This is a genomic window from Klebsiella sp. KE9456, assembly GCF_043832615.1.
Taxonomy (GTDB): Bacteria; Pseudomonadota; Gammaproteobacteria; order Enterobacterales; family Enterobacteriaceae; genus Klebsiella; species Klebsiella indica.
In genome coordinates this window covers 398,208-410,782 of sequence record NZ_JBDYQK010000001.1, presented here as the reverse complement: position 1 = coordinate 410,782, position 12,575 = coordinate 398,208, and the positions used below count along the sequence as shown (strand labels likewise).

Sequence of the window (12,575 nt, the reverse complement as noted above, 5' to 3'; positions counted from 1 at the left end):
TAATGCGTCAGTGATTAATAAAATAAAGCGAGTGGCTATGCCATAACAGCCAGTCCTGCGGATAGTCACGCAGAGTGTTTTCAATTATTGTCGGCAAGTTTCCCGCCACCTCTTTCGCTGATTGCGGAGGATAGATTTTTATCTTTATTCCTTGCTGATAATAAAGATGATAAAAAACGACCTGTGCCGACACGATGCGAGAAAACCGCTGCACCCCGTTATGTAATTTCGCCGGGCGGCCAAATAGCCGACAATTTATTTTTCCGGACTGCGCCTCATGAGTCTGTACGGTATAGTCGGCAGGAATATCCGGGAAAATAATCATATTTTCCCGCCCTTCCGAAACGTTTGTCAGCAATGCCATCAACTCGCTGGCCAACGACCGATTATCCTGATGGATAGAGCAGTAAGAGAGCGCGACGCCGCCCGTTTTACGGCTGTCGACGGTATAGTTTTCCGCACTGGACGAGACCACCACGCTGGCTTTTCCTGGGGTTACGCCAGCGCCGACTATCGCCGCCAAAATATCGGACACACAATGCAGGGGCGCCAGCACAACGGGCGTCTTTTGCGCCACCAGCGGGGCGACAATCGCATCAAGTTCCCGCGTACACGCCTGAATTTCAGACAACGTGACCGGATGCTGCCCCCAGGTCGCCCCGAATTCTAGCAACTGGCGGCGGAAGGCCATCCATGCCGTATCAATTCGCCCCTTACCGCCGGTCAGACAACGGTAATTTTGCGTCGCCACCGCGGTACGCCCGCGATACCGCCTGCCCAATACGCCCAGCCGACAAAGTGACCGAACCGTTATAAACAGTAACGGCATGGCGGTATGGCGCATCACTCCGCGTACTGCCTTATTGCCGCCCCTCCGGCAAGGACGATAGCGCCGGACAAGCTGAGTGGACCATTTTCTTACGCTGAAGACGCACCAGACGATCAGAAAGCGCACCACGCTTACTCCTTGTCCTCGGTAAGTAACTGGCGCATATAGTCGGCAAATTCAGGGAACTGACGATCCTTCGCCACCACCCATTTTTTATTAATGATAAACAACGGCGTTGCGTTGATGTCGTAGAGGTCGGTAATTTTCGCCATATACGCGAGGCGTTCATCAACGGCTTTACTCTGGCGTACCTGATGATATTTTGCGACATTGATATTGTTCTTTTTCAACCAGGCATTAAGCGCATCATCATCAGCCAGATTAATACCGCGCGTCATCACCGCATTAAAAGCCCGATCGCGCATCTGGCGCTCAATGCCCATTAGTTCCAGCGTCGCAAAAACCGGCGCATAAACTGCCAGTCCATTTCTTTCAGCAGTAATATGGATCACTTCAAATGTGCTATCTTCCGGCAACGAGGCGGCGAATTTTTCAATATCCTCTTCATTTGAGGCGCAGTAGTGGCAGCCGTAAGACATCACTTCAATAACACTGTTTTCGTGTTTTATCGGGCTACTGGCAACCGTTGCACTATCTATTTTTCGTAGCGCCGAAGGTTTGCTGCTGTCCAGCGAAAATGTGTTAAATACAAAAATGTGATAACACAGTACGGTTATCAGCGATGAAATTAATGCGACCAGAAAGGTATAGCCAACAGCGGTAATGGGTTTTATCTTCATTCGATACCAGACTCGCGAAAATGGCGCATAAATAGATGGAGAGCTGCCCCTCCATCTGGCAGAGAAATTACTGGCGAATGCGATTCGGCACAAAGCACATGTTGTTAGCAGCATCTTTCATACTAACGGTTGAGTTGCCGTACTTATCAGTACAGGTGGTGACTTCTTTACAAGAAGAGACACCGCCAATAATGACCGATTCATAAGAGGTGGTGCACACTTCTTTGCATCCCCCAATAATAGCTGATGCTTCAATCATGCTTAATTTTTGCATTTATTAGATCCTTAACGATTTCCATTGATTGTATTTTCTTACACTTAGAGCCTATCCCACCAGGCGTTATTGGCGCAGACAGTTTGAGCACTGCCCAGGTTCAAAATGACAAGCAAAATAGTCCTAATGGGATAGGCTCTTACCAACTGGCTTAGAGAGCGGCCAGTTATTCTGTCGATGCCATATTTTGTGCAACGTTATGCGCAAGGCGTGGCGACTATGCACTTAAAAATATTAAAAAGCTCAACGTTATTTTTAGCATTTAGCTTTTTCATCAAACCACGTTTACAGCGGCTCAGTCGGCGAACATCAATCTGTTGCTCAGCGGAAATCTGTGACAATGATTTCCCTTTGAATATTTCTTCCATCAACCACCAGTCATCGCTGGAGATGCTGCGATTAAAATCCCTGGCCAACCATTTTTGCCGGGTATAATGAATCAACGAGCGGCTAAAAAATATCTTTTTTGCCACCATAAGATTAGCACTTTCAACAAACTTAAAAAAATTCTCCAGTGACTCATTCTTTAATAACCAGCTTGCTTCCGGGAGCAGCGAATGCAGTGCAAAAAAAAGAGAAATATTATTCTCGCTTAATAAAATCACCAGTTGCTGATTTTCCCGGCAATAGTATTCTTTTATCGTATACAGTGCATGGAAGCGTTCTTCCGGTAAACTGTCGACATCGCAAAGGATCCAACGCAGTTCATTTTTCTTGCCGGGAAGCTGCAACGTATCTCTCAGTTGTGAAAAACTATTGAGCCTTGAGAAGGTGCAATCATTTTCACGTGTAGCAAGCGCTGAAACCACATTACGCACCCCTTCGGAAAAAAAGATATTCTTATCGTAGAGAAAGAAATGGCGACTCATTATTCATCATCCCTGATCTGTTCTACTGATAGTTTAAAGTGTAATTCGCTGTCGCCTGAAAGCCCCCGGTTTGCAAGGTTTTGTTACTCAAGGCGTTAGGCTCTCCTTCCACAAAAGCGTTGAAATTTAAACTCATAGAGGTACCGGAAATTGCCAGCGCGGTCGTCGGTACATTCAGTGAAATAGCCGTACCGTCGCTTTCTTCAAAACCGATACCGATGCCGCTGGCGGCTCCCGTCACCACCAGGCGGTCGCTCATATTGGTATTTTCCGTCCCGCTAAACGTCACAGTGACGGAATTAAACACCGCCGTACTGCAATCCTTCAGCGTAATAACGAATGCCTTTGGCAAGGATTTTCCTTCCGCATAGAGTGTGCGGGCAGAAATCTCGCCAAAATCCACGACAACATTTTTTGATAAAGGGTCAATGCTGCAACCGTGAGCTACTACCTCTCCTTGAAACTTCAAGTCACCGCCGATCAACTCACCGATGGCATGCACGGCGGTTGCCGAAAACAATGAATATATGATGACTATCGATGCGATTAACTGGCGCATGTTGTTCCCTTACTGAAACTCCGCCACCACGGTGGCTGATGCCTGAAATGCCCCCTCGAGAACGTCGCTTCCGGCCTGCGCAATAGGGGCTGCGGTCAAATTCCAGGTTCCCTGGTTGTTCGTAAAGCCCGGGACATCATAAAAGTGATTCGCGGCGACTAAACCCCCAGCGGAATCTTTCAAAATAATGCCGAGATTGGAACGGTCGACGGCCCCGGTGGTTCCTAAATAATCGCTATTAAAACTGGCGGTATTCGCCTGCTGAATTCCAAGCCGAATATTCAGACTACCACTGGTAAAACTCCCACCTTCGCACTTCACCTGAATCGGCACCGGTTGGCTATAATTCGAGCCATTAAGCGACGCCGCTGAACCAGGAATCGTGCCAAAATCGACCGTAATCGGTGAACCGGCATTAATGATACATTTGTCCGGAACGGTAATGACGCCCGAGTTAATTGAAACAATGGACATTGGCGTAGAGCCCATTCCTGCGCTGAGATTCCCCAGACGCCCATAAAGTTTGGCTATTTCCGTGCCCAGCAGATTAACGCCGTTAACAATCGGTTTGGTGATCATAAACGTCACCCGCCCCTTCGCGCCGGACTCAAAATTATTAAACTGTACACCTGGCGATGAACAACTATTCTGAAACGCCTGGTTTGATTCATTATCAAAAGGCACTGACAGGTATTCCATCCGATTACCGCGGATGTATATTTCAATTTTTACATCCATGTAGTCATTCAGTTTTAAATAACCGGGGCTACTTCCCGGCTGAAGCAGCGAGGCTGTCGCCGTGTAAAAAATCGGCTGGTTCGTCATAGTGGTCCCACAGGACGCCACGCCAGCATATTGCCCACCTAATGCAAACTCATAAGGAATAGTCGCGCCGACGGTGTTGTTAGTAATATTCTGGGTTGTGACATCAATATTATACATTTTAGGGCCACCAACCGGGGTAATTTCTCCCTCAACCGCACTCACCCCCAGAGACAATAAGCTGCCGCATAATACAATAGCGACACGAGATTTACGCCCGATAACCATTGTCGCCATTAGAGATACTCCATTTTCAAACGCAGCAGCCCGCTAAAGTCGCCTGCAATAACATTTCGTCCCGTGGACTCCAGTACGGCAATAAATGTCAGACTGCTATCGCCGGTTTTCACAATAAATGGCGGCTGGGTTTGATTAATATCCAGCGCTCGTGCTTTCGTATCCAGAAGGCGAATACCAGCACCTGACATGCTGCCGGTCAGGCGCAATAACTGGCGGTTCACCTCATCCGACTCACCGGTAAATGTTAACTGTACCGCCTGTTCGCCGGTGGTATAAAGGTGCTTACTGTTTCCCGTGGTCTTCGCCGCCATGCTATCGCGCGCCTGTGAAGCCCCTTTCAGGCAATCTTTCAGATCGACACGTACCAGTACCGGCTGGCTACGATCACCCGCCTGATGAAAACGGCGGGCGCTAATTTCCCCCATTTCGATAATCTGCAGGCGACTCTGAGGTGCAAGAACACACGGCGAAGCATAAACGGAACCATGGAATATCACATTACCGCCATCTTCCCCCTGATGATCCTGGTTATAGTGCTGCGGCTGTAGCGGAATAACAGCGTCGGCCAGCGTTTGCATACTGATACCGAAGACAAACAGTGCTAATAACGATAAACGCGTTTTCATCATCAGGTTCCTCTTCAATTATCCTTGCTGCGATGGCGGGAGCGCCTTACAGGTATTTCCTTCACAGCGATATTTCAGTTCCGGATGACCGCCATAATCATTCACATACATCATCGCGAAATTACTGACGCTGGCATCGGTTACGCTAAATTCCAGGCTGGATTTCGGCGCAATCATAACCCCTGGGAACTTGGTTATTTTTTCACCCTTAGCCCGAGTTAAGCTAATAATGGTGATGTAATAGGGCGTCGGATTTTGCGCGATCATCTTGTTACCGCGCTTTTGAAAGACGACCTGGTCCTGCCAGACCTCACTTTTGCTTTTAGGAATAATGGCCGTCGGGCGGTAAAATAATTTAATCCGCGACTGCATGGCTAACTGCAGGACATTCGCTTTATCCGGTTTAGGCGGAATTTCGCGCACGCTTAAATAAAACAGGCTTTCACGATCCTGAGGCAATTGGTTGATACCGTCGGTTTTCGTAACCCGTGCAACCCCTTTTTGTCCGCCGTTAATTCGCTGTAAAGGCGGCAGCACCACCAGCGGAGAGGTGATTTTGTTGCCTTTGCTGTCCTCAACCCACGATTGCGCGAGGAAAGGAATATCCGGGCTGGTGTTGGTTAAATTCGCACTTGCCGAACTGTCCTTACCGGTGATGATTAAGCGAGTACGATCCAACGAAACGCCAGCCTGAGCGCTGCCGCTTACTGCGGCCAGCATCAGGACACCCATCCAGCCGAATTTGTTGCTTGTTATACTCATTTTTCGCCTTTTATTACTGTCACTGTCATTTACACGGCAATAGCGCGGATGCTGAACGATGCTCTATTGATGGCGGGATGGCGATCTGACACTGCGTTTTCCCACTCCACATCACGTTTAGCCGTTCATGCGGATTGACCCCTGCCAGCCATCCCTGTCCACCTTCCATAATCATCGACACACTTACGCCATCGCCATTAATCACTTCGGCGCCAAAGGGCGGGTAAGTCCCGTCAGCCAGACGAATGATGGCCATCATTTTCTCGCCTTTCGCCATACCGAAGGCCTGGTAGCCGATGGCACCTTCCGTCAACGTCGCGGTACTGATCGATTTTGCCGGTTCAATGGATTCCGACATCGCATCAACATCAACCCGGGTATCAAAGCTGTTGTAGCTCACGATGTCTGGAATAACGGCAATGCCGAAATTGTTGGTTCGTGATTTACCATCATTGAGCGGAACGTCGCCGATACCGTTGGTATTGACCATCACGCGAGCGGTATTGAGCGTCGCGCCGCTGTTGTGGAGTGCCGCGCCATGCCGGGTCGCCGTAAAGCCCCCGCGCAGAGTGCTACTCAGTGAAAAATAGTGATTTTGCTGATAGCTGGCGTTGCTGTTAATCTCGGCGTACTGCGAGCGACGCTGATAATAGCCATCAACATTGGCATAGCCATTCTGGCTCGCCCCGGCGCGAATCCGCCACAGGTTGTTGTAGTCGCTGCTGTCGGTATAAGAGAGCATCGGGCTGGTCTTGCCATTATTGGTCTGTATATCCAGACCGCTCCATTTGCTGTCGCCAACGGGAACGGAGAGCGTAAAAGCAATAGAGTCGTCCTTACGCCCCTGATAATCAGAACGATATGCCGAAATATTGGTGGTGATCCCCCGGATGTCGCCGATATTAAACGAGCGTCCCAGAGAGATGCCGTAACGATCCTGACTACTGCGATTCCAGTAATTCTGATGGGTATAGGTCAGGAATAGGGTCGTCGCCTTGCCTGGTTCATCGGCCCAGAAGGTTTTATTCCCGGTAATGGTATAGATTTCTTTCTCCCGACCGAGACTGTCGTATCCTTCATAACGTTCATTCAGATATTGCGCGAATGAGCGGAAGTCTTGCTGAGAAAAGCGATAGCCCGCGAAGGTGATAGAACTGTTATATTCGTCGAAAGTCTTCGCATAACTCAGCTTGAACGACGTGCCTTTCAGGCGTTTTTGATTTGGCTGCTGGCTGTAAGACTCAGTGACATCCAGTGACAGCGCGCCAAGTATGCTGAGATCCCGGCCAATACCGGCGGCAACCGACGTATATCCCGCCCCCGCCGTCTGCAACCCGCCATACAACGACCAGGCGTTGGTCACCCCCCAGGAGAAATCGCCGGATGCAAATCCTGGCCCCTGGATTTTATGGTTATAGCGGGACGGCGCCCCGACGGCCACGTTGTAACGCACGTAGCCTGGACGCGTGAGATAGGGAATATTGGCGGTGTTGACCTGGAAAGTGGAAATGGCGCCGTCCTGCTCTTCTACCTGAACATCCAGCGTACCGCGCACCGAACTGCGTAAATCCTGAATATTAAACGGCCCGGCGGGGACCGTCGTTTCATAAATAATGCGTCCATTCTGCCTGACGGTGACTTTCGCGTTACTCTTTGCCAGTCCGCGAATTTCTGGCGCGTAGCCCTGCAGGTTCGGCGGCAGTTGACGCTCATCGCTGGCAAGATTAAGCCCGGTAAAACGTACGGTATCAAAGACCTGAGAATCAAGATAGATTTCTCCCGCCGTCAGTTTTGCCGCCATCATCGGCAATGGGCGATAGGCGTAAATCCGACCCATATCAAAATCGAACTGATGCGTCGAGCTGTAATAGCTGGTCTGGTATTCACCGCGTAAGCGCCAGCCGCCCAGGTTAGCGCCAGCCTGCCCATAGCCGCTCAGCGAGGTGTAATCGTCGTGCATATTGAGCTGCCGGGTATATTGCCCGGTGAGGCTATAGTCAAACAGAACGCCACCGATCCCCTGATCCCAGCGTTCGGGCGGCGTCCAGTTTGGATCGTTATATTTCATCCATGCCTGCGGGACAGTAATATCCAGCACGCCGGCATAGTTATTCAGGCTGGAGCCTGGAATGGTCAGTACGTTGTAACAATCCTGAAACGGTTGCTCTACCTTCCGTTGCGCCTCTTCTTTCAGGGCCAGCCTTGAAACGACTTCGCCGTTAATACAGGCCTGGGTGCGCTTACCATCTTTAGAGGGCAGATAACGAACCTTGTGCTGCCCTACGGCCTGACCATTAATTTTAATGTCCAACAGGTAGTCGCCTGGCGGAACATAATTGTCGGTAGCAAAGCGGCTTAAATCAATATTGTTGCGGTCAGCGGCATCCAGCACGTCAGTATTAAATTCCACATCCGTTGAAGCGTAAGACATAGACGCGCAGCAGAAGATCATTATCTGAGAGAGGATTACATTTATTTTTATTTTCTGTTCTGCTGACATGACTATTCATCCCGAATCATTCAGTAAAATATCGTGCACAACAAACAAGCTAAAATATGAATAACTGGTTTGTTTCTAGTTATAATCCATAAAAAAGCGAGTGACGGCGTAAAACTCCCCAGCCTTAATATGTTGCTGAACCGGAACCAATGAAGCGGTGAATCTCAGCGTATTATTCTCATCACTCAGAAGATATCCCGAAGAGGGTTCCCCGAAGGTTAAAACCTCTCCATGACGATCGCGAATCTGTATGCCAAACCCCTTCCCCTCGCCATCGGGAATTAATACGGTGGGATCCTGCGACGACGCATTTCCTGTAAAGGTTATGGTGGCATATGCACCAGGCGTTGACTGATTTTGACTGCCGAAAGACTGACAACCGACTAAGCGCACCATAAAAGGCCGAATAAGCTGACTTTCCCGGTTCATATTAATGTCGCGAGCGGATACGTTGCCAAATTCCACCCACAGTTCTCGCGAGGCCGGATCGATATCGCAGGCAGCCGCGACCAGCTCGCCAGAAAGCGCCAGTTGCCCGGGCGTAGAATTAGTACTCAAAGCATGTCCGGAAAAGAGCAATACCGATACGAATAACGTTATCAGCCGCTTTTTCTCTGAATCCTTAACCATACTCAGAATCCTATATTATCTGGCCTGTCCCTCAAATATTGCGGGGAGAACACCTCCCCGCGCACGATAATTCAGCGTCGATTATTGATAATCGATAGTGAAATTGATCGTTGACTGGAATGCGCCTGCTGTTACAGTCGTAGCGCCGCTTTCTGCTTTCAGGAATGCCACGAAAGGAATGGTGTTGGCACCATCAACCAGGGTAACCGCCGTGGTCGGCTGACCCCAGACAACAGTCTGGCTGGCGCTGTCTTTCAGGCCAATGCCCGCGCCAGTTGCCTGACCGGAGGTGAACGCCGCCAGAGTGCTATCGTTCGGATTCACTGTGGACGGGCTATAGGAAACAACAGCGCTGCCGGCAACGGTGGTATCGCAATACTGTAGTTCGATGTTTTTGGTTTCAGTTGCCTGACCACCGCCCTGCAGCAGGGAAACAGGAACCTGACCAAAATCAACGGTTACCGGGCTGGACGACGGTGCCAGACCACATGCGGTATTTACCAGCTCACCCGAGAGTTCAATCTTGCCGGTAGTGCTATCAGCCAGTACAGACATAGAGCCCAGCGCAGCAGTTAATGCCACAGCCATAGCAACTTTATTCAGTTTCATAGAAAATTCCTGCGTTTTAAATTTTTATCCTAAAAAGTAAAGAGCAATAAAGTTGTAGCGTTATACACAACCTGCTGCCCTCCGCATCACCGAAAATCCCTTTTAATAATTAAATCCCACCCTTCAGAATTTAATTACATTGAGTCTTTCCCTTGACCGCAAAAACATATCAAATCATTTCCAAAGCCTAAAGGAATATATTGGAAAGAGAATTAAAAAAACATTTAAACTCGCGAGCCACAGCGCATCAGAAAATTAACTCGCAAGAAGGCGGGATATATCCTAAAAACAAATTACGAAAAGCAACTAATAAACCGGATTAATGACAGAGAAACGCAAAGCAATCACAACATATATTACAACCCATTAACAAAAAATTCGCAATTAATATTGTCGAGAGCCAAAAAATCAGTGAAGCGGCATCGTTCACTCGCATTTACCGGCATGAATGTTTTTTTTCAGGTGATGTTGGCGCAAGCCAGATGAAGCGGTTCGCGCAGCGGCGGCTCGCAGAAAATACCGGGAGGCATGGGGTAAGCAAAGGCCCCATGCCGCTCACAGGCAACCGGTATGAAGGCTATCCCCATATTGACAGTGAGCGGAACCGCTCACTGGTCAGGAGCTGGCGAAAATAAAAACGCGCCGTTTCGCCGGGCAATCGCAGCGATGAATAGTCGATCATGCGGTCATCGAATGGACTGCAAAAACTTGCGGGTACGTTCGTGTTGCGGCTGAGTGAACATATTCTCTGCGGAGCTATCTTCCACAATCACGCCGTCAGCCATAAAAATAACCCTGTCGGCCACATCCCTGGCGAACGACATCTCATGCGTCACCAGGATAAGCGTGGTCTGATGATCGACAATCGAGCGGATGACCTGCAGCACTTCATTGACCAGCTCAGGATCCAGCGCCGATGTGGGTTCATCAAAAAGGATCACTTTCGGTTTGACCGCCAGCGCACGGGCAATAGCCACACGCTGCTGCTGACCGCCGGATAACATCGCCGGGTAGCTGTCGGCTTTTTCACGCAGACCCACTCGCTCCAGCAACGCCATCCCGATTTCATTGGCCTGTGCCTTCGGCATTTTTTTACCGATGATCAGCGCCTCGGTAATATTCTCCAGCGCCGTTTTGTTCTTAAACAGGTTGTAATGCTGGAAGACCATTCCGGTGTGGGCCCGTAACGCAGTCTCTTGCTGACGGGTAAATTTCCGCGCATCAATCACCTGATCCGCGATTTCCAGCGTACCGCTCTCCGGCTTTTCCAGTAAATTGATACAACGCAGAAGAGTCGATTTACCGGAACCAGAAGGGCCAATAATCGCCACCACCTGCCCCTGCGCGATCTCCAGGGAGATGTCTTTCAGTACCGGATTGCCATTAAATGATTTATGCAAATGACGGATTTTCAGCATAGCGCGGTTCCTCAGCGGTACGGGCGGTTGAGACGATGCTCAATCGATTTTTGTAGCAACGTCAGCAGGATGGTCACGGCCCAGTAGATCAGCGCTACCGCCAGGTAGCTCTCCAGAAAGCGAAATGAGTTACTGGCAAGAATTTTGGTCTGCGCAAAGATATCGGTCACGCCAACGGTAAACGCCAGGGATGACTCTTTGATCAACATAATCAGGTAGTTGCTCATCCCCGGCACAGCAATACGCACCGTTTGCGGCAGAACGATACGGCGAAAGCCTTGCCAGCGGGACAATCCCACGGACAGGCTGGCTTCCATCTGCCCCCTGTCGACCGAGTTCATCGCCCCCCGGAACTCCTCCGCCAGATTTGCGGCGGTCTTAAAGCTGAGAGCAATAATGGTGGCGGAAATGGCGTTCATCATGCTGATCCCCGGAAACAACTGCGGGATACCAAAGTAAAAGATGAACAGCGTTACCAGTGTCGGCACGGAACGGAAAAACGAAATATAGACTTCAGCAAACTGCGTCAGAACTACAATACGGTTACGGATAATCAACGCCAGCACCATCCCCATGACCGAGGCGATAACCATAGAGGTTATCGCCAGAAACAAGGTCACAGGCAGGTAACTGAGCAGCGTTGGAAAAGCTTCCAGCATAAAGCTCAGATTAAAATTCATCTCTTATTATTCCTTGCTGACATCCTGTTTCAGATACTGCTCAGAGAGTTTTGTCAGCGTACCGTCCGCTTTCAGCGCAGTGAGCGCATCATCAAACGCTTTACGCAACGCATCGCCCTTTTCATTTTTCACGAACGGGAACGCTTCCTGATAACGGTAAACCGGGTCACCTGATTTTTTCAGCGGTAAACGGGAGTTATCGATCAGCAATTGCGCGCCAGCGCGGTCCATAATGTAGGCATCGATACGGCCCAGCGCGACATCCTGAATAATAGCGCTTGGTTCATCGTAAGTATGAATATCTATACCGGCATCCGGGTAATTCTTACGTAAAAAGTTTTCTTTGCTGCTGCCAACGTCGACACCCAGTCGTTTACCTTTTAAATCCGCGATATTTTGAATAGAATCATCGTTCTTACGGGTTACCAGTTGGGCGCCGGAATAAATATAAGGCTGCGAAAATTGGTATTTCTCACGGCGCTTATCGTTGACTTCCACCTGGTTCGCAATGGTGTCGATCTTACCCGCATCCAGCATCCCGAAGAGGCCGGTCATATCCGCAGTGGTTAACTCCACACGGCTGTAGCCTAATTTTTTCGCAATGGCGTTGACGGTAGCGATATCATAACCTTCGTAATCTTTGCCATTTTGTTTGTATGAAAAACCGATACTGACGCCAAAGGTGCCAACATGCAGTACTTTTTCATTAGCGGCCGGTTTCTTATTGTCGTCGCAACCGGCCAGCAGGAAAGCACTTAAAAGTACTGTGGTTATTATCCCTGATTTAAAATTAAACATGGTAATGCCCTTGTCATCATGGGTGATTATTGATGTTGTGGTGTTAAATTTAAGCACGCCAGTTTAAATCACTTCAGGAACAACTTATATTCCTGTTTGAAATTATTTATAACATACAGGAATAATCCATTTCTGCATGACAGAGATATCATTCTTACC

Annotated in this window: 14 protein-coding genes; all 14 read right to left on the bottom strand. The window is 49.2% G+C overall.

The features are described from left to right. Positions 1-7: 7 nt before the first annotated feature. The 14 genes from ABK821_RS01860 to ABK821_RS01795 all read right to left on the bottom strand — a co-directional run bounded on the left by ABK821_RS01860 (position 8) and on the right by ABK821_RS01795 (position 12,416). Entirely contained in the window at positions 8-958 is a 951-nt protein-coding gene (locus ABK821_RS01860) for an ABC transporter (RefSeq protein ID WP_343178618.1), read from the bottom strand. A gap of 2 nt (positions 959-960) precedes the next feature. Continuing rightward, a complete protein-coding gene (locus ABK821_RS01855; RefSeq protein ID WP_138359824.1) occupies positions 961-1,629 on the bottom strand; it encodes a DsbA family protein in 669 nt (222 codons plus the stop codon). Between the two features lie 67 nt (positions 1,630-1,696). Next, positions 1,697-1,903 (bottom strand): DUF4762 family protein, encoded by a 207-nt coding sequence (locus ABK821_RS01850; RefSeq protein WP_138359825.1) that lies wholly within the window; start codon positions 1,901-1,903, stop codon positions 1,697-1,699. Positions 1,904-2,100: 197 nt separating this feature from the next. Further along, complete coding sequence (locus ABK821_RS01845) at positions 2,101-2,772, bottom strand: DNA-binding response regulator (protein WP_138359826.1); 672 nt, start codon at positions 2,770-2,772, stop codon at positions 2,101-2,103. 22 nt (positions 2,773-2,794) lie between these two features. After that, positions 2,795-3,331 carry a fimbrial protein gene (locus ABK821_RS01840; protein ID WP_138359827.1) on the bottom strand — a complete coding sequence of 179 codons (537 nt, stop codon included), beginning with the start codon at positions 3,329-3,331 and terminating at the stop codon, positions 2,795-2,797. 9 nt (positions 3,332-3,340) lie between these two features. Then, a complete protein-coding gene (locus ABK821_RS01835; protein WP_142502518.1) occupies positions 3,341-4,390 on the bottom strand; it encodes a fimbrial protein in 1,050 nt (349 codons plus the stop codon). Then, the gene (locus ABK821_RS01830) at positions 4,390-5,019 is read right to left on the bottom strand and encodes a fimbrial protein (RefSeq protein ID WP_142502771.1); all 630 of its coding nucleotides are present in this window, start codon (positions 5,017-5,019) and stop codon (positions 4,390-4,392) included. The genes ABK821_RS01835 and ABK821_RS01830 overlap by 1 nt, the downstream gene beginning before the upstream one ends. An 18-nt stretch (positions 5,020-5,037) precedes the next feature. Then, the gene (locus ABK821_RS01825) at positions 5,038-5,781 is read right to left on the bottom strand and encodes a molecular chaperone (protein WP_142502519.1); all 744 of its coding nucleotides are present in this window, start codon (positions 5,779-5,781) and stop codon (positions 5,038-5,040) included. Between the two features lie 25 nt (positions 5,782-5,806). Next, positions 5,807-8,281 carry a fimbria/pilus outer membrane usher protein gene (locus ABK821_RS01820; protein WP_138359830.1) on the bottom strand — a complete coding sequence of 825 codons (2,475 nt, stop codon included), beginning with the start codon at positions 8,279-8,281 and terminating at the stop codon, positions 5,807-5,809. A gap of 75 nt (positions 8,282-8,356) precedes the next feature. Next, positions 8,357-8,911 (bottom strand): fimbrial protein, encoded by a 555-nt coding sequence (locus ABK821_RS01815; RefSeq protein ID WP_343178619.1) that lies wholly within the window; start codon positions 8,909-8,911, stop codon positions 8,357-8,359. An 81-nt stretch (positions 8,912-8,992) separates the two neighbouring features. Continuing rightward, positions 8,993-9,520 (bottom strand): fimbrial protein, encoded by a 528-nt coding sequence (locus tag ABK821_RS01810; RefSeq protein ID WP_138359832.1) that lies wholly within the window; start codon positions 9,518-9,520, stop codon positions 8,993-8,995. A 686-nt stretch (positions 9,521-10,206) separates the two neighbouring features. Then, positions 10,207-10,938 (bottom strand): amino acid ABC transporter ATP-binding protein, encoded by a 732-nt coding sequence (locus ABK821_RS01805; RefSeq protein WP_138359833.1) that lies wholly within the window; start codon positions 10,936-10,938, stop codon positions 10,207-10,209. An 11-nt stretch (positions 10,939-10,949) separates the two neighbouring features. Continuing rightward, a complete protein-coding gene (locus ABK821_RS01800) occupies positions 10,950-11,618 on the bottom strand; it encodes an amino acid ABC transporter permease (RefSeq protein WP_343178620.1) in 669 nt (222 codons plus the stop codon). Between the two features lie 6 nt (positions 11,619-11,624). Next, positions 11,625-12,416, bottom strand: a complete 792-nt coding sequence (locus tag ABK821_RS01795; protein ID WP_138359835.1) for a transporter substrate-binding domain-containing protein — start codon at positions 12,414-12,416, stop codon at positions 11,625-11,627. Between the last annotated feature and the right edge of the window lie 159 nt (positions 12,417-12,575).